The organism is Methylocystis sp. sgz306128 (assembly GCF_056032725.1).
Genome location: NZ_JBVYWO010000004.1, coordinates 126,992 through 145,613 on the forward strand (window position 1 = coordinate 126,992; position 18,622 = coordinate 145,613).

An 18,622-nucleotide genomic window follows, 5' to 3' on the forward strand; every position below is an offset into this window, starting at 1 on the left:
ATTCATATTTATAAGAAATGGAATAAAAATTCTATCAAAGATTATCGAGATGTCCGTGTCGCATCGCGCCTTTTTCAGCGTGAAACGGCTTCACTTTAATGAAAATCGCGTGATTTAGGCAGAACGCGGACGTCGCGGGGGTGATAGGCGCGCGGAATTTGTGGGCGAAGAATTTCGTCGGCGCGCGCCAGCGCCATGGTGGGCTGATGGGTTTGCGACAGGCGGGCCATTTCGGCGCTGCGGTCAAAGACCTTTGCCGCCATGAGGTGAACCACGTTTTCAGGGCTTTTCTGCACATGGCCCTGTACAAGCAACAGACGGGCGCTCATCACCTCACGCCGGTATTTTTCGAAGAGCCGCGCCCAGAGTATAATGTTGGTGATGCCGGTTTCGTCTTCCAGAGTGATGAAAATGGCATTGCCCTTGCCGGGGCGCTGGCGCACCAGCACGATTCCGGCTGTCCTGACCCACAGGCCGTCCTGAGCGTCCGCGGTCTGCTGGCAGGTGAAAATATTTTCCTTGCTGAAAATGGGCCGCAACAGACCCATGGGATGTCCTTTGAGAGACAGCCGGAGGGTCTGATAATCCGCCACGACATGCTCGTTGAGGGGCATGGGCGGCAGATCGGCGGCGGGGTCCTCGCCCAGTTCCGGTGCCTCGGCGGCAGCAAAAAGGGGCAGGGCGCGATCATCCGGCAGGCGCCGGGCCGCCCAGAGTGCCGCGCGCCGCTCCAGCCCCAGCGAGCGCAGCGCATCGGCATCGGCCAGAAGTTTCATGGCGCTGACCGGCAGATCGGCCCGGCGCATGAGTTCCTCGATCGTGCTGTAGCCATTGCGCCGCTGCAGAGCGATGGCCTCGGCCCAGCTCTGCCGGAAGCCATCCACCTGCCGCAGGCCGAGACGCAGGGCGTGCGCACCGTTTTGCCCATGTTCGAGGCTGTTGTCCCAGCCGCTGTGATTGACATCGGCCGGCCGCACAATAACGCCATGAGCCTGCGCGTCGCGAATGATCTGGGCCGGGGCATAAAAGCCCATCGGCTGCGAATTCAGCAGTGCACAGGCGAAAACTGCCGGATGGTGGCATTTGATCCATGAGGAAATGTAGACGAGCTTGGCAAAGGAAGCGGCATGGCTTTCGGGAAAGCCATAGGAGCCAAACCCCTTGATCTGCTCGAAGCAACGCCGGGCAAAGTCTGGCGCATAGCCGCGTTCCACCATGCGCCCGACCATTTTTGTCTCGAATGTGCTGATGGTGCCGACATGGCGGAAGGTCGCCATGGCCCGGCGCAGGCCATTGGCCTCGGCATCGGTGAATTTTGCCGCGACCATGGCAAGGCGCATGGCTTGTTCCTGAAAGAGCGGAACGCCTTTCGTCTTGTTGAGCACATGGAAAAGCTCGTCCGCATCGCCCTCCCAAGGGTGCGGTGCCGGATAGGTCACATCCTCAAGGCCGCTGCGCCGCTTGAGATAGGGATGCACCATGTCACCCTGAATGGGGCCGGGGCGCACAATGGCCACCTGAATGACAAGGTCATAGAATTCGCGCGGTTTCAGCCGCGGCAGCATGTTGATCTGCGCGCGGCTTTCCACCTGAAAGACACCGATGGAATCGCCCTTGCACAGCATGTCGTAGACGGCGGGGTCTTCCGTGGGGATGTCTGCAAGGCCATAATCGAGCCCGTCATGCCGGTGCAGGAGGTCAAGGCTCTTGCGGATGCAGGTGAGCATGCCGAGCGCCAGCACATCCACCTTCATCAGGCCGAGCGTGTCGATGTCGTCCTTGTCCCACTCGATGAAAGTGCGTCCCGCCATGGCGGCATTGCCGACAGGCACCAGTTCGTCGAGGCGTTCGCGCGCCAGAACAAAGCCGCCGACATGCTGGGACAGGTGCCTCGGAAAGCCAAGAATACGGCGCGCCAGATTCACGACCTGCCCGATGAGCGGGTTGTCGGGGTCAAGGCCGGTCTGGGCAATATGCCGGTTCTGAATTTTCCGGCCCCAGCTGCCCCATTGTGTGCCGGCAAGGCGTGCAACCACGTCCTCGCTCAGGCCCATGGCCTTGCCGACATCGCGCATGGCGCTGCGCGGGCGATAGCAGATGACGGCAGCGGCGATGCCTGCCCGGTGACGGCCATATTTTTCATAGATATGCTGGATGACTTCCTCGCGGCGCTCATGCTCGAAATCGACATCGATATCCGGCGGCTCCCGCCGTTCAGTCGAGATGAAGCGGGCAAAGAGCACGTCGTGCTCAGCCGGATCGACGGCGGTAATGCCCAGTATATAGCAGATGGCCGAATTGGCGGCCGAGCCGCGTCCCTGACACAGGATGCCGCGGCTTTCGGCAAAACGCACGATCTCGTAGATGGTGAGGAAATAGCGCGCATAATCAAGCTGGGCGATGAGGGCGAGTTCATTGTCAATCAGTCTCTGCACTTTTTCCGGTACGCCTGAGGGATAGCGCATGGGCGCGCAGCGGCGGGTGAGTTCGGCAAGCCAGGACTGCGGTTCCCAGCCCGGCGGGACAATCTCGTCGGGATATTCATACCGCAGGTCATCCAGCCGGAAATCAATCCGCGCCAGCACATGAGCGCTCTCGGCCACGGCGTCCGGCACATCGCGGAAAAGGCGGAGCATTTCAGCGGCGGGCTTGAGATGGCGCTCGCCATTGGCCTCAAGACGGCGGCCAGCGCCGGCGATGGTCACGCCCTCGCGGATGCAGGTGAGCACATCCTGTACGTCGCGCTGTTCCGGCGTGGCGTAAAGCACGTCGTTGACGGCCAGAAGCGGCAGGCGGAAACGATCCGCCAAGGCCTTGAGCGCGGCAAGGCGGCGGCGGTCATGGCCGCGCCGGTGCATGGCGGCGGCCAGCCAGAGCGCGCCGCGCGCGGGCTCGTGCAGGCGCTCCAGACAAGCAGCCGCCTTTTCGGGACTGGCCGGAGGAATGACGATAAGCAGGAGGTTGCTGACATCGGATAAAAGATCGTCGAGGTACAGCAGACACTCGCCTTTGCCGGCACGACCCTTTCCAATGCTCAAAAGACGGCACAGCCGCGCCCAGCCAGGCCGGTTCTGCGGATAGGCGACGATATCCGGCATGTCTTCGGCAAACACGAGACGTGTGCCGACGGCCAGCCGGAAGTTGCGGGCCTTTTCCGAGTGGTCGGCGTTTTCCTGTAAGGCTTTGAGCGCGCTATGGGCGCGCACCACACCCGCCAGCGAATTGATGTCGGCAAGGCCAAGCCCCTCATGCCCCAGCGCCAGCGCCGTCTCGACCAGATCCTGCGGATGGGAGGCACCTCTCAGAAACGAATAATTGCTCAGCGCCGCGAGTTCGCAATAGGCGGTCATGCAAAGAGCCCGTGCAGGAACCAGCGCGGTTCCTGCTGTTCGCCGAAAAGTCCATTGCGGAAAACCCAGAAACGCGCGCCTTTTGCATCTTCGATGCGGTAATAATCGCGCGTGGGCATGTCCGCTCCTTCATGCCACCATTCGGGCGCTATACGCTCCGGCCCCTCCGATCTGGTGATTTCATGAACCATGCGCCGCCAGCGCATACGTATGGGCGGTCCATCCGGCACTTCGGCAATAGCCTCGATCGGCTGGGGCGGATCGAAAACATGCAGGGGGCGGCGGGGCGGGCCATCCGGCTCGATCAAGGTCCAGGATGATGCACCGGACGGGCCGGGCGCAGTTTCGGCAACGCTGACCTTGCGATATTGCCGGTCTGGATGATGACTGTCCTGCGCGACAAAGCGGGTGACATTATCCCGGCCAAAACGTTGAACAAGCCTATCAATAAGATCGTTTAAATTATCGTATTCATTTTCCTTTTTATCAAATGTGACTTGTGTCTGATTGAAAGGCTCGCAAACCGGCACACTCAGTCTCACGGCATCGAAGCCAAAGCCGGGGTCGATCGGATCGGCGAGAATTTCGAGCTTTTCCCGATAAAGCCGCAAAAGGCTGTCCGGGTCGCGCGAGGGGCGGCCTGTCTCAAGCACAAGGTGGCGTACCGCGCCATCCGAGCGGAAGAACTGCAGTTCGAACCGGCGTCCGCCTTGCCCGCGCCGCTCCAGCGCCCGCGCCATCTCGTCAAGCAGGCGCTTCAGGCTGGCGGACAGAGCCAGATTATCCAGCAGGGGCTCCGGGAAATGCTGCTCGACCATGCATTCAGGCAGGGGACGCAGGGGTGTGATGCGTGCTTCCTCCTGACCAAAGATACGGCGCAGGCGCGCGGTGAAATTCTCGCCGAAACGGGAGGCCAGCGCCGGAAAGGGACGGGCGATGAGCTCGCCTATGCTGCTCAGGCCAGCGCGCCGCAGCGCAAGATGTGTCTGCGCCCCGGCCTCAAGCGCGTCCACCGGCAGACCGGATAAGAGGCTTGTTTCATCCACATCTGCGATTTCAACCTGGCTGAACCGTGCAAAAATCCGGGCTGCACCGGGCGAACTGGCGATACTTGCCCGTATATGAAAGCCCAGATGACGGAATTTGTTGCAGATCAACTGGCGCATGGCGTTTTCCCCGCCGAAGAGATGCGCGCAGCCGGTTATATCCAGCATCAGTCCATAGGGCTGGTCAAAGGCCACAAGGGGGGTGAAGCGCTCGCAAAAATCCGCCAGCTTGCGCAAGAGGGATTGATCGGCATGTTCATCGGCTTCGACAACTGTCAGTTCCGGGCAGCGGGCTCTTGCATCGGCAAGGGAGAGACCGGCGGAAAGCCCGAGTTGCACGGCCTGCCTGTTGCAGGCAAACAGGCGCATGGCACCCTGCTGTTTCTGCACGAGGGCAAGGGGCGCCTCATCCTGCGCGGGCAAGTGCGTCTTGCGCGTCAGGCGCTGGTGGCGGTCTGTTGGCAGAAACGGAAACCACAGGGCGAGATAGCGGCGCTGATTTGCCAAATCCCCTGTTTTGGAAAGATCGAGCATTGCGGTTCCACTCCACATGATAGTCTTGCAGCGTTATGCCCTGACGATGGCGCAGCAGCTGCAGGCACAGGGCAGGATTTCCCGGCGCATTGGCCGGCAAGGGCGACGAGGGCAGGGCGCTGATGCGCCAGCGCGTGCGCGCGGCATTGGCATTGGGTGTTCTGGCAAGCCGCAGAACCAGAATGGTTGTCCCGCTTTGCTCCGCCGCAAGCGCAAGGCGGCGGCTTGAGGTGAGGTCCACGCCATTTTGTTCACCCCAAGGCTCGATGATGATGCAGCCCAATGCGCCGCAGCGTGCGGCATCCGCGCCAGCTTTCAGCAGGCTGTGAAAATCCTTGACGCGCACCATGATGATCTGGCCGGGATCAATGCCGAATTCAGCCAGTCCTGAGGGATGGATCTTGCCGGTTTCCGTATCCAGAAAACTCTGCCTGATCCATAGAAGCGGCTTGTTGCCCGCCATCCGGCGGGCAAGGGCTATTGTGAACCCCGTTGCCGCAGGCAAATCCTGCCATTGGCCTGCATAAATTTCATGCAGGCACGAATGCGCAAGTCCGCCATGCAGATCCTGATCCAGTTCTGCAAGACCAAGAGCGATCGATTCATGATTTCGGCGGCTGTTCATCATATTCGTCAGTGACAGGCCCGGCCGTGAAAGAGCCGGGGCTGTCTGTTATGTGCTTAGTTTAAAAATGTTCACTATTTGTTCTATTATCGGGTATTTTTTGAATGGGTCAAGCCCTGTTCTCTTTTTGTGGATTGAAGTGCGTGCTGCTGCGGCCCTCAGGGCATATGTGACGCCCGCGCCCGGGCATCACATATGACAGAAGCACGAAAAGCGTCGCAGGCTTTCGTGCTTCGGGTAAAGATCAGGATCAGATTGATCGCTGATTAATGACCAATAGCATCCTTGAGCGCCTTTGCAGCGCGGAATTTGACCTGCTTGGAAGCGGCAATAGCCATAGGCTCGCCCGTGCGCGGATTACGTCCGGTTCTTGCAGGCTTGGCCTGAACAGCAAATGTGCCAAGACCAGCGATCACGATATCCTGACCTGATTTCAATTCACTGGCAAAAATATCGATGAGGGCTCCAAGGCTTGCCCCGGCATCCTTTTTGGATACGTCCAGTTTGGCAGCCAGTGCATCGATCAATTCGCTTTTGTTCATGGATATCTCCTCATGTTTGGCACATCCCGGCCAGTCTGGCCGGGCTTCCGCGCGCGAGCATAGAACATTCTGCGCAAACACTCCATCATTCAAAATCAAGGTTGTGCAAACGATCAGGCGTTATATTCTGAGAAATATAACGCTAGGCGCCTATACCAGGAATTCAGCATGATCAGACTTATATCCACAATGATCGGAGCGATCCTGCTCATGGCTGTTCCGACAACGATTGTCAGGGCCGACCAGCCCGTGATCATATTTGCCGCAGCGAGCCTCAAGACCGCGCTCGATCAATCTGTTCTCGAATTTCAAAAGACAAATCAGATTGATATAAAGGTCAGTTATGGCGGTTCATCAACATTGTCCCGGCAGATCGTGCAGGGCGCGCCGGCCGATATATTCATTTCGGCTGATGAACAATCCATGGATGAGGCGGCAAAGGCAACTGCGATCAAACCGGAAAGCCGTTTTGATTTTCTGCGCAACCGTCTTGTCGTCATTGCGCCGCAATCAGGCGCGGTGACCCGGGTTGATCTGACACCAGCCGCATTCTCGCTGATTCTCGGCCCTGCTGGCCGGCTGGCTACAGGTGAGGTGCATTCGGTTCCCGTGGGGCGTTATGCGAAGGAGGCGCTCGAGCATCTCGGGCTCTGGGCCGGAATTGAACCGCGTCTGGCGATGACGGACAACGTTCGCGCCGCGCTGGCATTTGTCGCTCAGGCCGAGGCGCCGCTCGGCATCGTCTATGCCACGGATGCTATTGCCGAGCCGAAGGTCAGGGTTGTCGCCGCATTTCCTGAAACCTCGCATGCGCCGATACTCTATCCCGCCGCCATCACGAGCAGATCCACGAATGACAAGGTCAATATGTTCCTGCATTTCCTGCAATCGCAGGAGGGGCGCCGCATTTTCGAGACACAGGGTTTTGAAATGGTTCAGCACTGAACCTGCGCCTGAGGAGAGGCATTCATGACCCGCATTACATTGAGGCTTGATTTTGACGGGCACAACCGTCTGGGGCCGGGCAAGATCGCCCTGCTCGAAGCCATCGGCAGAACGGGTTCCATAGCCGCGGCAGGGCGGGAACTGGGCATGGCCTATCGCCGCGCCTGGCTGCTCGCGGACGACATCAACAGGATGTTTGCATCTGTGTCCGTTTCGGCCCAGGGTGGCGGCCGCAACGGTGGCGGGACCGTGCTGACGCCGTTTGGAATAAATCTCGTCACTCTTTACCGCAGGGCCGAGCGCAAGGCAGCCTCCTGCGCCGCCGAGGAAATTGCCGCGCTGGAAGCGGCGCTTGCGCCGCAATCCAGCCAGCCTGCCGATCGTGACAGAATCAGCTGATCCGGCCTCAGCCTTACATGCCTGATTCTATCGGTTTTTCTACAGCGCCGCCGCTGTCCACCCAGTCCTTGAAGCCGCCGAGGTTGAAAACCTTGGTGTAACCCATGTCTTTCAGGGTTTTGCCGGACAGTGCCGCCCGCCCGCCGGATGCGCAATACAGGATGATTGGCTTATCTTTGCTGAAACTTTTATCGTAGTAGGGCGATTCAGGATCGGCGCGAAATTCGAGCATGCCGCGTGAAACATGCAGGCTGTCGCTGATCTTTCCACTTTTTTCGATTTCGGGCGCATCCCGCACGTCGACCACCAGAACCTGTCCCCCGGCCATCATCTTCCGGGCATCTTCCGGCGTGATGCGCGGCACTGCGGCATTGGCTGAATCCATCATCTGCTTGACGTTCAGGGTCATCTCAATCTCCCTTATTCAAATGGACGGTTGAAATTTGTCAGCGTGGCTGAGCCCTAATCATGCTGTTGAACTATATCATCAATAGCTTAAATTTGTGCGCGGCGCATGCGCAAATTCGGCAAGGCACCGGCGGCACTTTGAAGAGCAAACGATTACAGAAAAACGTGGGCAGCGCATTTTCAAGAAAATTGGCTGGGAAACCTGGATTCGAACCAAGATTAACGGAGTCAGAGTCCGACTTTAAATATTGAAATCATTAAATATTATTGGAAAAACTTGAAATTTTCAATCTAATGAAATCAAGTACTTACAAGCGTTTTGCAAACTGAAAAATCGTGTTTATTTTGCAAAAATTGTTGATAATTTCGGCTTTTGTTTTTTGGCTTTTTTACTGAAAAAGAACAAATTTTCCTTCCGAGTCAAAAAAATGCAAATCGCTGTCTAGACTTGTGAAAACAATTGAAATTTAATCGTCATACGATATCAATGTTGGGTCGGCCATGCGCATTTGGCAGTTCATTGCCTATTTATACGGTTGGCGAAGCGGCACCGCGCATTCGCTGATGTCTGCGGCGTCGTCAAGGACGACCCCGGATCCGTGGCCATTTGTTCAGAGACCGATAACAAAGAGCGGCCAATATTCGGCCGACGAAGTTACCGCCGACCGTATCCGGTTCGAAAATGAAATGGCGGAGCGGTTTCGATCTATCTCAAGAATTAATCGCGAGCACGCCGTTGCGATTGGCTGCAAGTATTTCATCTGGCGGACCGCCGATGACGGAGATGTTTGTGATGAATGCGCGAAGTTCAACGGCCGGCGTTTTCGATATTCAGCTCCTCCTAAAATTGGCTTTCCTGGCGATCATCATTGTCCGATTGGATGGTGCCGGTGCGAGGCAGAGCCGGTCAGGCTGATGTGAGAGGTTGATCTCGATAGGGATTATTTGATCTTTAAACCGGTTAAATAAACGAGGATTACAGTGTCGGGCGTGTCAAATTTTTTCGGTATATTGAATTCCATGCAACGTCGCCATGGCCTGTTTCATTTGGATCATGGCTCCAGAGAACTGCTGGATGAATTGATTAGGCGGGAGGAGGCTGGCGTTTTGACAACAGCGGAGGATCTTATCCCATTGTCGAAATTATCTCGCGCTTCGGTCTATCGCAGGATCGGCTGGTTGAAGGATGCGGGGATTTTTAATGAATTCTGGCACGATCAGCGTCTTGTCTATAGTGTTGGCGAGAATGTAAGAAAATTCTGTGACGAATTCGCCGAGAAGTTCACAAAAGTCTGAAATGTCAATTGTGTCGCGAGCGCTGGGCTTTAGATCAACAATGATCTCGCAAGACTGCAGACATTTCGTGTGAAATTTTTCGTACGCGCAAGCTGACTGCGATTGAACGTATTCAAAGTTTCATTTCGGGGAGAACGGTCATTGCTACTTTGGCCGGCCCGATAATCCTTACGTGTGGATTATCGGGCTTTCGTTTGGCAATTTATGTTCGATTTGCGATGTAGCTATCGCGACATTCAATGTATCAAGTTAGCGAGCCAGGCTGAACGGCGCGACGCGCAGTTTTGACATGATCGGATTTGCGCAAATCTCTGTCTTGAGGTCGCTGGCTGATGACGGAACATGAAACAGGTAGCCTTGAGCTATGGTGCAACCGACATTGCGTAAGAAGGCAGCTTGCTCTTCAGTCTCGACACTTTCGGCAACGACATTGATGCCGAGGCTTATGCCAATATCCACTATTGCTTTTACAACGACTAAGGAAAGTGAAATGCTTTTAACATCAGAAAGTGAAAAGCCTCACATGGATTCAGATCGTGTAGGATTCTTTATGAGGGACGGGACTAAATTGGTGAAGTGTCGGGTCGAACGAGCAGCGTTGGAAGATGCGGTTCAACACGGATATGAAGGCCCAGCGTTGAACTATGTCGAAACCTTTTTGCAGTTGCGCAACAAGATTGAGGCGGCCGCTTCAAAAAAATATGACTTTGGCCATCTTGAAAAGGATGGCTCTGTGACCGTGACTACGCGTAATCTTAACTGCGGAATCTACGATTGACTTGTGCTGGTGTGACATTTTTTCGGTATTATGGTGTAATCGCCACAATAGCGTAAAATTAATTTTATTTATTACATCGATAGGAGAGTTTTGTGCTTGCGCTTTCGTTTCTAACCACCACTCCGGAATGCCGCGAAACTCTCACTTGATCGCAATCTCGATTCAATCCAGCATTTGGATTTTATATGTTGAAGGTCAAATTTGGGCGCGCGGTTGCCGCCGATCTAATAATCGATATTTATTGAAAATTAGGAGAATTGACTTATATGTCAATTAATGAGCGAATACAGGAGTTGCAAAATGCGGGGAAACTGTTGCCGTTTAAACCTAAACGTGGCTCATCCAAGCGCAGAGCATTTCTCACGCCAGAGGCTATGAAAGAAATTATGGATCCATCGTCTAAGATTCAACTTCTTGGTGGACAAGGTTATGTGCGTGCTGCGTTGACATCATGGGTGTTGGGCGAGTTGGTTCATGATCAACTCATTAAACGCTTGAGTCCACCTCCACCCGGAATTTGGGAAATTCGGATTACGCAGCCAAGGCCGCAATGGCGAATTTTATTTTGTTTTTCTGAAATGGATACGATCATTGTATCTGGATCCCATTCGCGACAACTGCTGGGTAAAAAAGGCTCTAACGAGTGGCAACATGCGATGAAAAAATGCGCCGCCATGTGGCAAAATCATTTTGGCCAGTTGCCCTTTTTGGAGAACGGTAATTTGAGCGTTAACTATGTTTCAGAGAAGTGCGATGTCTTCAAAGTATAATATGGATCCAGAAATTGTGGCAAATAACGATTATGGCTTTGCCCGTTTTCGAGATATGTCATTTAACGCCGTTCGTAAAATGTGGCAGAGGCGACAAAAAGAGGGTTGGAGCCAGATCGAACTCGCCAAACGACTCGGCAAAGACCCTGCTTGGGTTTCGAGGAAGCTTAAGGCACCTGGTAACTGGACAATGAGGACAGCTGGCGAATTGCTGAACGCAATGGAAGGCGAGGCGGAAATCGAGCCATTCGGATTTGAGGATGCACCCAACGACCATTCGAATTTTGATGCCTATCTCGTATATTCAACAACCGGATCGCCTATTAGTCGCGTGGAATTTGGTTCTGGCCTTGCAAAGCAGTCAGTAATCCCGACAGCGAAAGGAACTACGGCGCCTCAATCCGTCGGAAAAGTTATTAGCTCAGTTACCACAAAGCATGAACTGGAAGATGCCCAGTGAAACGATTAAAACTTTTAAATGCAATTTATTGTGAGGACGCCCGGCAAGAAATTTCGGGCAAACACGTATTGATTGGCGCGGCTGCACCGAGCCTCAACATGAGAGAATTTCCAAATTTAATGCCTTTGGCAATATTTTTAGTAGTCGAAGTACCAAAAGCGGGAAACTATATTGTCCATTTTAGAACATCTGGTGAAGATAAGATTGTCCTCGCTGGAGGTACGCTCACCATTACTTTTCCCAGAGCCGGAGAAAGTTCCATGGTTATTGGGCCGATCCCTCTTCAAGTTTCTGGCCCAGGCCGATATAACTGCGAATGGAGTTTTGACAATAGCAAATGGAATAAATTGATATCTATAAATTTATCATTGGCACCTAATCCTAATCCTTTGACTACTTAACACAATTTATGGCAACTATATACTTCACGAACCACAAAGAATCGGTGTAAGATAATCACTTCCTGATTTTCAGGCGGAGATTAAATATGGCAACTTTCATCATTGGCTATGATTTACATCCCAGCAAAGGCGAAACCTATGAAAAACTTGAAGAGGCCATTAAGGCACTAGGGACTTGGTGGCACCATTTGGATTCGACATGGATTGTTGTCACTAATAAGACAGCTGTTCAAATTCGAGATGCCTTAAGTCCACATCTATATAAAGATGACCAATTGCTAGTTATAAGATCAGATGGTGAAGGAGCATGGACAGGATTTAATGATAGCGGAAGTAAATGGTTAAAAGATCATCTATAACCTGCCTTGCTATGATAATTCGAATAAAATATTTCACTGATCTTAATAGGCACGCCAAGCAAAGTAGCGAATATTATAACTATTTGCACCCGAATAAATTTCATAGTTGGGCAATTGTATACTTCGCGCTCTAACGCAAATAATGAAGGGCTTTCACCAGTTTAATCTGGAAGAATTTCAGGTGATTATACACTTCACGCAACAAATACTGATGCATAGCGGCGCGGCCTAGGATCGGAATCCTAGCTATTTCGTTGGGGATTACGGAATTGACGGTGAGCGAATCGGTGTATTCTTACCACTCCTGATTATCAGGAGGAGGCGCGTATGGCGGTCCAAGACACTTTTTGCGATGCAATTCAAAAGCGAAAAGTTGTTCAGTTCTCTTATAAAATGAAAACCAGAACGGTTGAACCTTATATGGTTGGATACAACACTAAAGGTCATCTGGTGGCGATCGGGTGGCAACTATCAGGAGGAAGCGCCATAGATTGGCGCGAGTTTCTCATTTCCAAGATATCCGGGCTTGCCATAATTGAACAAACCTTTGCAGGCGCCCGGCATGGCTACAATCGAAATGACCCGAAGATGGTTCGGATTCTTTGCCGTCTTTGAAGCCGCCGCAATTGCACGGCATGGGCCAATAGGCAGGGCTTGAATGCAGAGCGCACGAAGATCAATGATCAGACGACATTTTCTTTTCCCGAATAGCGGCCAGCCTATTTAGCGGGCTTGATTTTCCCCGGCTTTTCAGTTTTTTAGGCAAAATATCCGACATTGGATTGGAGCGAGCAATCTTGCCTAGCACTTGGTTAAAGTGCCCTTCGGACTCGTTACAGCCGCTTTTCAAGGCAAACTTCTTAAACTTTTCAACCTGTGAATAATTTTCATTAACTTGATTGTCTTGATTGATTTTCTTGACAGCCATGATTTTCGCCGTATTGATAATTTATGGCTCACGTGGCGAAATTGGCAGACGCAACGGTCTTTAAAACCGAAGTCCTCAGCGGGGCGTGCAGGTTCAAGTCCTGTCGTGAGCACCATCGCAACCAAAGGATACTTTAAATGAGCGCGATTGGAAAGAAAATGAAACCCCTAGACGATGAAATTACGCGAATTGAAGCGGAAATCTCTCGCCTTCAAGGAATTAGAGATGGATTGCTTCGAGCCAAGGCTCTTATCAGTGGTGAAAATTTAGTTTCCCCTGTTACGGAGATAAGAAGGCGATCGCCTAATATCAAATCACTAATTCTTGACATCATGCGAAGCGCCGGTCCTTCAGGAGCAACATCAATTCATGTTTCGAACATTGTCAAGGAAACCGTTCCAACCGTCGCTAAAGAAACGGTGGGTTCAGTTCTTTCTCGGCTTAAGGCAGATGGTGCTCTAACGTTTGACGGGGATAAATACTATGAATCAAAGTTCTCCCCGAAAGCAGATAACCGCCCTTTTGAACCTAGAGTGATTTCGGGGACCTGAATTAAAAAACCCTAGGCGATGAGCCTAGGGTTTTAAGATATGCGCGCACGTAGCTTAACAGGAAAGAGCGTGTGGTTTCGTATCCCTCAAGTGCTGGTTCGAGTCCAGTCGTGCGCGCCATATCATTGGAAATTATGAAGCCTCAGCGGGGCGTTTTCATCACTTCCGGTCTAATTATGCAAAAAAAATCTCAGAATTCCTAATCAATTCGGTTTACTGATTTCTTGATGGCAATTGCACGTTTAATTTAGTCGACATATTTTAGGCGCTTGCCACTGATTCCGATCAAGGCATTTACATTGCGCTGCGTATCTTCAACGCCCAATTTCAAACGGTTGTTATAACGAAAATCGAAATCCGCCTGATCGCGATGCAAATGGGCTTTAGAAGCCGAATGATAAACACCAGTCACACCGCGCTTGAAGATCGAAAAAAGGTTTTTCGCCTTGTTGCTGTGAACATATGCGCCAAGCCAGACGTATTCAATCGAGCTGTGGTTCGTGGTGTGATGGCTCGCGAAGCCCTTGACGATCTTTGAATATACAGTACTTTCATCTGTCATAATTGCGCTGGCAACGTTAACGTTTTTTGCAATGATTGGGCGCAAAGTCTTGGCGATCACGTTTGCCACATGAAACGAAACCGCGCGACCATCTCGCTCGATCAGAGTTAGCACTGGTTTCATCGCATCGCGCTACCCCTCATCGAATAACTGTGGCGCGCGATCGGAAGCACGAGGCAAGCCAGGCGTGGTGATTATATATTCCTGCACCGCCTTTTGTGCATCTCCATTGATCGTATAAGTTAGATCGACCGTTTCAATTTCAAAGCCAGAAAAAATTCTGGAAATTTCAGGAACGGCATTGATGGAAAGAATAAATTTTCCGGTGATGCGCTGAAGCAGTTCGGCCAGGCGCGCAAAATCGCTTCGCCCAAACATTCCTTTTCCGTAATCTGTCTCACAGCCGAAATAGGGCGGATCGAGGTAAAACAGCGTTCCAGGCGAATCATAGCGTGCAATAAGATCGGCGTAGGCAAGATTTTCGATCACCACGCCGGCAAGGCGCTCATTCAGGTCTGAAAGGATTGATCCAAGTTTGATTACATCAAATCGACCTGGCGAACCGGCGGATACACCGAAATTGCGTCCGCTGACCTTGCCGCCGAATGCCAACCGTTGAAGGTACAAAAAGCGAACCGCACGTTCGAGATCCGTAAGAGTTAAAGGATCTGTCGCCAGAAGCCGCTCGAACTCGCGCCGGCTGGTGAACTGAAAGCGCAGCATATCCATCAAAGGCACATAATGCCTTTGTAAAACGCGAAAAAGCGTCACCACGTCACCCGAAAGATCATTAATGACCTCCGCTTTGGGAACGTAACGACGCTTTAAAAAAACGCCACCCATGCCGACAAAGGGTTCGGCATAAGTTTCGTGCGGCACGCTTTCGATTCGAGCAACCAGTTGCGCGGACAGTTGCTTCTTGCCGCCAATATAAGGAGCAGCCGGAGAAACCGGCCTGACACGTTTTAAATTTTCCAAAGCCATTGAGAACAATCCGCGAACATGTTAGGCTTTCCGCCGCGCACCGGGCGCGTGCGGCGGGTAGCCTTTTCGCTTGAATTCAGGCTTTGCGGGATTTCGATTGCACCGCAGTGTTCGGGCGTTGACGCACCCGAACGCCCCGCCGTTTGCGGCAGAGCGTAAATTTGAAGCGGCTTATTTTATGACGGCTGTCACCACCTCGAGCAGGATGCGCCATCCACCAGTTGAAATGAGCGTGGCGCAAATGAATATCAACATGCCCCATTTAAGCAGCGTCGGCGCTCGCTCAAACCAGGTTACGATTTTGTCAAGGCTTTCGCCTTGCCGTTGCAGGGACGCATTGACTTTTTCAAACTGGTGTTTGGTATCGGTCGAATGAATCCCTAACGCCTCATTGGTCCGTTCTATTTTTTGATTGGTGTCGGAGAGCTGCGCGGTGATATGTTTGATTTCTGTCTCCACCACGGCCATTCTCTCCGGCATAGTTGGCGATTTCATCTGTGCAGTCATTTGATACCCCGGCAGATCTTGGCACCTTCATTAAGCCGGTCCCAGTCCGCCGCAAGCAAACCGATACCGGCATCATCCGCATGGCGATCAATCGAATCTGCGACAGTAATTTTTTGCTCTTGCGTCCATTGGGTCGGCGTCGGGCAAATCGGCCGCAAACGAACCGATATTTCAGACGGTGGGGCGCTTATCCCCGGAGACGTTGGTGTCGCGCAGCCGCTGAGAAACAGAGCTGCTGCTACGAGGAACGGCGTTATTTTGTGCTTGCTCATCGGCAATCCCCGAAATGACAGTTTCAGTGGCCGACGTTGTTTCATCGCGTCCGGCCTGGCGCTCTTTTGAATCGCGAAAGAGACCCGCAAGGCTTGAACCAAAACCAAAGGCGGAGGAAAGAAGCTTGAAAATGGTTAGAATCATTGTCATCGATCGATCCTCATAAAGCGGGCCGGATATGTCATGGCGTTTTCCAACATGGAGAGCCAGAGGCCGAAAAACGCCAAGCACATGGATGTTTCCTTACTTCGGCAGGACTTTGGCTGCCTGCGCGTTAATTGCCGCCTCGGCCGAGATCACGGTCGCGTCGACCTGTGCTTTAGCTGCGGGAACTTTTGACGCGACGGCAAGACCGCCGGAAAGGGCGATAATCAGAACTGCAATAATAGGCATTTTCGAACCTTTCAAAGATCTGTGTTAAATGTATTCAATATGAAAAGAACGATCGCCGCGAACACGACGATGAAGCCCCAGAAGCCGCCTATGAGGTAGTGCATGTCAAATGCCTCTCTTCAGCAGAAGAATAAGAACGGCGAAAGCGAGCACTGCCCCGCCAAGGAAGCCGAGGGTGTAATCCACACCAGGCAGACTGAGGAAATAAGCCATATCATCCTCCTGACGTGGTGGCGGCCTGCGCAGCTTTCGCCGCGTTGACCTGGGCGACAACTGCCGCATAAGCCCGCGCAACGGTCTGCAGGGCTGTGGACGTGCTGACCTTGGACGGATCTGCACAGACCGAATTGACGGCGGCCATGCCGGCCTGCTCGTCATTAACGATCTTCTGTTTGATTACGACCTTCGTGCCGCTGTTTGCCGCGAGAACGATGGTCTGAAAGGTGGCGTCGGCCGTCGAGGCCAGGCTGCAAATTGTCGGCAGATCTGCAGCAATCTGCGCGTCGATCTGGTTGATCGAGGTGGTAACATTGCAGCCGGCCAGCGCCGTTGCGATTGCTAATGCGGCAAAAAATTTAAGCGTATTCATGGACGTCTCCTTATGCTGCCGGAACAATCGGCATGGGCTGAGAGGATGAAGCTGCCTTTGCAGCGTCGTTGATGAGATTGAAAGGCACTGCTGGATGCATGGGCAGCCTGGCGAGCAGCTTTTGCTCCAGCGCTTGCGGATCGATGCCCAAATCATTCAGGATCGAAGTGCCATGATCATTGGCATAAGCAATTGCCGCCGCGATCAGTTCGCTTTTTACATTGACGACGAGTTCGCCATGCGAAATTCGGTCATGCAGCGCTGAGATTCCGGCACCGATCGCCTTCTCGGCCAGCTGGTCAAATCGGTTCATCATGGATTCGGCGGCAGCCTGGCCGAAATAATGCACAAGCACAGGAATCACTGGCGCGGCAATTTTTGTCAGAAGCAGTCCGACCAGCGCCGTAACAACCGGCGTCAGATTATCGAGCAACCCGTTTGCAAGCGGACCAAGATCGACAGATGTGGCAGCATATGCGCTTCCGTTGGAGACAAAAGCGCACAGCAAAACAATTGCGGCGACGAGCCGGTTGTGACGGTCGAACATTGATGGATTTCCTTTTGGAAGTGACGCGTCAACGCGTCGGGAACTGCGGCTTTGTCGACATGGGGATGACGGCCGGATAATAGTTTTTGTTTGCCTGTCGGCGTCGGCTACATAAAAGATGCAAGCAGAAGCGCTATGATCAGCGGGACGGCAAAGGAAAGGATAATAAGAAGCCGCTCGTCGAAACGGTCACGTGCGGCTTGACGGTCCTGATATTCCTCGACGTAGCAAGGCGGATCGCCGCCTGGCATAAGCTCGAAATGACTTTTCGAATACAAGCACGGATTTGTTCGTGCAGGCGATCCACAATGCCGGCAAGGAACAGGAGCGGATTTCATGCGGATGCCCAAACGCATCGGCCAGACGCGGTTGCTGTTTGCGGCAATGAAGCGGCCGATGCCATTTTTATGGCCAGCGCATAACAGGCTTTTTCGCGCGCCATCCATCCGCGTCCAAACACATTGAACTTTCGAAGATGGCGCCAAAAGCCGCAGCGCTTCTTGTCAAGTGCCTTGATCATATCCACCGGCGACAACGTACCGAGACCTTGTATGAACTCGCGCTCGCGCCCGACACCCATGTTTACGGAAATATCGAACGCCATCAGATCGACACCAGGCGGCAGATAATCGCCTCTGATCTGGTCCCAATAATCTTTGCGATAGATCGCGGTGGCTTCGGCAAGGGTCAAATGAAACACATCTGCCACCGACGCCGGCGCAGCGCGAAAGCGACGTAGTTCTGACAGGGTAACTCCATATTTGGTGGCGCCACCAGGATCCCGGGGATCATTGGTAAATTTGTCGCCACCCTCCCATTTCAAGGTGAAAGCAAGCCGGGTTTCAAAAGGCTTCATGGATTAATCCTATCTGTAAGCAAGGTCCATGCGTTGAGGGCGAACAAACGTTGCGAAGCGGCGCCAGGAAATCGTGACGCGGTGACGTTTTCCGTTGCCGTTGATGGTCAGGACCTTGTCTTTGGCAACAGCAGCGACGATGGCGACGTGATGGCGCGTTACCCAAAGATCGCCCGGGCGCGGCTGGCGCACGCGCGGGCCCAGCTCAAGGGCATCGATGGCACGGCCGGAAGAATTAATTCGGTAGCCAGCTTCGCGCAGCCAGGCATTGACCGCGAATTTGCACCAGGCCACGTGACGTCCTGTAAAATTACCCATGCCGATATATCGCCTGGCGACCTCGACAAGATCCGCACCGCGATTATCGCGATATTGACCAATATTTTCCGCAGCGCGGTAAGCCGCGTCGGATGAACTGCCGGCGTCAGCCGGGGTAGCAACAAAAGCGCAAGCGAGCGCCATCGCCGCGATGCAGCGGGAGATAAGCATCATGTATCCTTTTTCTGCTGGTGAAAGCCG

Annotated in this window: 26 protein-coding genes and 1 tRNA gene; 11 read left to right on the forward strand and 16 right to left on the reverse strand. The window is 53.1% G+C overall.

Going from position 1 to position 18,622, the window contains the following annotated elements; all coding sequences use genetic code 11:
* Window positions 1–95: 95 nt before the first annotated feature.
* From AC0N03_RS08340 to AC0N03_RS08355, 4 genes are all read right to left on the reverse strand, one after another.
* Window positions 96–3,350, reverse strand: a complete 3,255-nt coding sequence (locus AC0N03_RS08340) for an error-prone DNA polymerase (RefSeq protein ID WP_474288213.1) — start codon at window positions 3,348–3,350, stop codon at window positions 96–98.
* Entirely contained in the window at window positions 3,347–4,903 is a 1,557-nt protein-coding gene (locus tag AC0N03_RS08345; protein WP_474288215.1) for a Y-family DNA polymerase, read from the reverse strand. Before AC0N03_RS08345 ends, AC0N03_RS08340 begins: the two co-directional genes overlap by 4 nt.
* Window positions 4,803–5,555: an ImuA family protein gene (locus AC0N03_RS08350; RefSeq protein WP_474288216.1), complete on the reverse strand. Its 753-nt coding sequence runs from the start codon at window positions 5,553–5,555 to the stop codon at window positions 4,803–4,805. Before AC0N03_RS08350 ends, AC0N03_RS08345 begins: the two co-directional genes overlap by 101 nt.
* Before the next feature lie 266 nt (window positions 5,556–5,821).
* Window positions 5,822–6,097, reverse strand: a complete 276-nt coding sequence (locus AC0N03_RS08355; RefSeq protein ID WP_474288218.1) for an HU family DNA-binding protein — start codon at window positions 6,095–6,097, stop codon at window positions 5,822–5,824.
* 168 nt (window positions 6,098–6,265) lie between these two features.
* On the opposite strand from AC0N03_RS08355, the gene modA reads away from it, so the two are divergent.
* A complete protein-coding gene (modA, locus tag AC0N03_RS08360; RefSeq protein ID WP_474288220.1) occupies window positions 6,266–7,042 on the forward strand; it encodes a molybdate ABC transporter substrate-binding protein in 777 nt (258 codons plus the stop codon).
* A gap of 24 nt (window positions 7,043–7,066) precedes the next feature.
* Window positions 7,067–7,441 carry a winged helix-turn-helix domain-containing protein gene (locus tag AC0N03_RS08365; RefSeq protein WP_474288222.1) on the forward strand — a complete coding sequence of 125 codons (375 nt, stop codon included), beginning with the start codon at window positions 7,067–7,069 and terminating at the stop codon, window positions 7,439–7,441.
* A gap of 13 nt (window positions 7,442–7,454) precedes the next feature.
* Here AC0N03_RS08365 and AC0N03_RS08370 read toward each other — a convergent pair whose 3' ends face one another.
* Window positions 7,455–7,850, reverse strand: coding sequence for a rhodanese-like domain-containing protein (locus tag AC0N03_RS08370; RefSeq protein WP_474288223.1), 396 nt, complete (start codon window positions 7,848–7,850; stop codon window positions 7,455–7,457).
* A 1,019-nt stretch (window positions 7,851–8,869) separates the two neighbouring features.
* On the opposite strand from AC0N03_RS08370, the gene AC0N03_RS08375 reads away from it, so the two are divergent.
* Entirely contained in the window at window positions 8,870–9,145 is a 276-nt protein-coding gene (locus AC0N03_RS08375) for a hypothetical protein (protein WP_474288224.1), read from the forward strand.
* 249 nt (window positions 9,146–9,394) lie between these two features.
* On the opposite strand, the gene AC0N03_RS08380 is transcribed toward AC0N03_RS08375, so the two are convergent.
* Window positions 9,395–9,637, reverse strand: coding sequence for an EAL domain-containing protein (locus AC0N03_RS08380; protein ID WP_474288475.1), 243 nt, complete (start codon window positions 9,635–9,637; stop codon window positions 9,395–9,397).
* On the opposite strand from AC0N03_RS08380, the gene AC0N03_RS08385 reads away from it, so the two are divergent.
* The 6 genes from AC0N03_RS08385 to AC0N03_RS08410 all read left to right on the forward strand — a co-directional run bounded on the left by AC0N03_RS08385 (window position 9,636) and on the right by AC0N03_RS08410 (window position 12,528).
* A complete protein-coding gene (locus tag AC0N03_RS08385) occupies window positions 9,636–9,923 on the forward strand; it encodes a DUF1488 family protein (protein ID WP_474288225.1) in 288 nt (95 codons plus the stop codon). The genes AC0N03_RS08380 and AC0N03_RS08385 overlap by 2 nt on opposite strands.
* Before the next feature lie 266 nt (window positions 9,924–10,189).
* Complete coding sequence (locus AC0N03_RS08390) at window positions 10,190–10,693, forward strand: hypothetical protein (protein ID WP_474288226.1); 504 nt, start codon at window positions 10,190–10,192, stop codon at window positions 10,691–10,693.
* A gap of 1 nt (window position 10,694) precedes the next feature.
* The gene (locus tag AC0N03_RS08395; protein ID WP_474288227.1) at window positions 10,695–11,153 is read left to right on the forward strand and encodes a helix-turn-helix domain-containing protein; all 459 of its coding nucleotides are present in this window, start codon (window positions 10,695–10,697) and stop codon (window positions 11,151–11,153) included.
* Complete coding sequence (locus AC0N03_RS08400) at window positions 11,150–11,554, forward strand: hypothetical protein (RefSeq protein WP_474288229.1); 405 nt, start codon at window positions 11,150–11,152, stop codon at window positions 11,552–11,554. The genes AC0N03_RS08395 and AC0N03_RS08400 overlap by 4 nt, the downstream gene beginning before the upstream one ends.
* An 86-nt stretch (window positions 11,555–11,640) precedes the next feature.
* On the forward strand, window positions 11,641–11,913 hold the full coding sequence (locus tag AC0N03_RS08405) for a hypothetical protein (RefSeq protein ID WP_474288231.1): 273 nt from the start codon (window positions 11,641–11,643) through the stop codon (window positions 11,911–11,913).
* A gap of 327 nt (window positions 11,914–12,240) precedes the next feature.
* Window positions 12,241–12,528 (forward strand): WYL domain-containing protein, encoded by a 288-nt coding sequence (locus tag AC0N03_RS08410; RefSeq protein WP_474288233.1) that lies wholly within the window; start codon window positions 12,241–12,243, stop codon window positions 12,526–12,528.
* A 61-nt stretch (window positions 12,529–12,589) separates the two neighbouring features.
* Here the strand turns inward: AC0N03_RS08410 and AC0N03_RS08415 are convergent, their stop codons facing one another.
* The gene (locus AC0N03_RS08415) at window positions 12,590–12,841 is read right to left on the reverse strand and encodes a hypothetical protein (protein WP_474288234.1); all 252 of its coding nucleotides are present in this window, start codon (window positions 12,839–12,841) and stop codon (window positions 12,590–12,592) included.
* A gap of 137 nt (window positions 12,842–12,978) precedes the next feature.
* Here AC0N03_RS08415 and AC0N03_RS08420 point away from each other — a divergent pair, with 137 nt between their 5' ends.
* Together AC0N03_RS08420 and AC0N03_RS08425 are read left to right on the forward strand one after the other, a co-directional pair.
* A complete protein-coding gene (locus AC0N03_RS08420) occupies window positions 12,979–13,392 on the forward strand; it encodes a restriction endonuclease subunit S (protein WP_474288235.1) in 414 nt (137 codons plus the stop codon).
* Between the two features lie 43 nt (window positions 13,393–13,435).
* Window positions 13,436–13,512: transfer RNA gene (locus tag AC0N03_RS08425), tRNA-OTHER, on the forward strand.
* Window positions 13,513–13,639: 127 nt separating this feature from the next.
* Here AC0N03_RS08425 and AC0N03_RS08430 read toward each other — a convergent pair.
* The 9 genes from AC0N03_RS08430 to AC0N03_RS08470 form a co-directional block, all read right to left on the reverse strand.
* Window positions 13,640–14,077 carry a transposase gene (locus AC0N03_RS08430; RefSeq protein ID WP_474288237.1) on the reverse strand — a complete coding sequence of 146 codons (438 nt, stop codon included), beginning with the start codon at window positions 14,075–14,077 and terminating at the stop codon, window positions 13,640–13,642.
* Between the two features lie 9 nt (window positions 14,078–14,086).
* Window positions 14,087–14,938: a DNA adenine methylase gene (locus tag AC0N03_RS08435; RefSeq protein ID WP_474288239.1), complete on the reverse strand. Its 852-nt coding sequence runs from the start codon at window positions 14,936–14,938 to the stop codon at window positions 14,087–14,089.
* 171 nt (window positions 14,939–15,109) lie between these two features.
* Entirely contained in the window at window positions 15,110–15,445 is a 336-nt protein-coding gene (locus AC0N03_RS08440; RefSeq protein ID WP_474288240.1) for a hypothetical protein, read from the reverse strand.
* Window positions 15,446–15,616: 171 nt separating this feature from the next.
* Window positions 15,617–15,868, reverse strand: coding sequence for a hypothetical protein (locus AC0N03_RS08445; RefSeq protein ID WP_474288241.1), 252 nt, complete (start codon window positions 15,866–15,868; stop codon window positions 15,617–15,619).
* 93 nt (window positions 15,869–15,961) lie between these two features.
* Window positions 15,962–16,111, reverse strand: a complete 150-nt coding sequence (locus AC0N03_RS08450) for a hypothetical protein (protein WP_474288242.1) — start codon at window positions 16,109–16,111, stop codon at window positions 15,962–15,964.
* A gap of 214 nt (window positions 16,112–16,325) precedes the next feature.
* On the reverse strand, window positions 16,326–16,700 hold the full coding sequence (locus tag AC0N03_RS08455) for a cell wall anchor protein (protein WP_474288243.1): 375 nt from the start codon (window positions 16,698–16,700) through the stop codon (window positions 16,326–16,328).
* Window positions 16,701–16,710: 10 nt separating this feature from the next.
* Complete coding sequence (locus AC0N03_RS08460; protein ID WP_474288244.1) at window positions 16,711–17,247, reverse strand: hypothetical protein; 537 nt, start codon at window positions 17,245–17,247, stop codon at window positions 16,711–16,713.
* Window positions 17,248–17,581: 334 nt separating this feature from the next.
* The gene (locus tag AC0N03_RS08465; protein ID WP_474288245.1) at window positions 17,582–18,103 is read right to left on the reverse strand and encodes a glycoside hydrolase family 108 protein; all 522 of its coding nucleotides are present in this window, start codon (window positions 18,101–18,103) and stop codon (window positions 17,582–17,584) included.
* A 9-nt stretch (window positions 18,104–18,112) separates the two neighbouring features.
* Window positions 18,113–18,595: a C40 family peptidase gene (locus tag AC0N03_RS08470; protein ID WP_474288246.1), complete on the reverse strand. Its 483-nt coding sequence runs from the start codon at window positions 18,593–18,595 to the stop codon at window positions 18,113–18,115.
* Window positions 18,596–18,622: the final 27 nt, after the last annotated feature.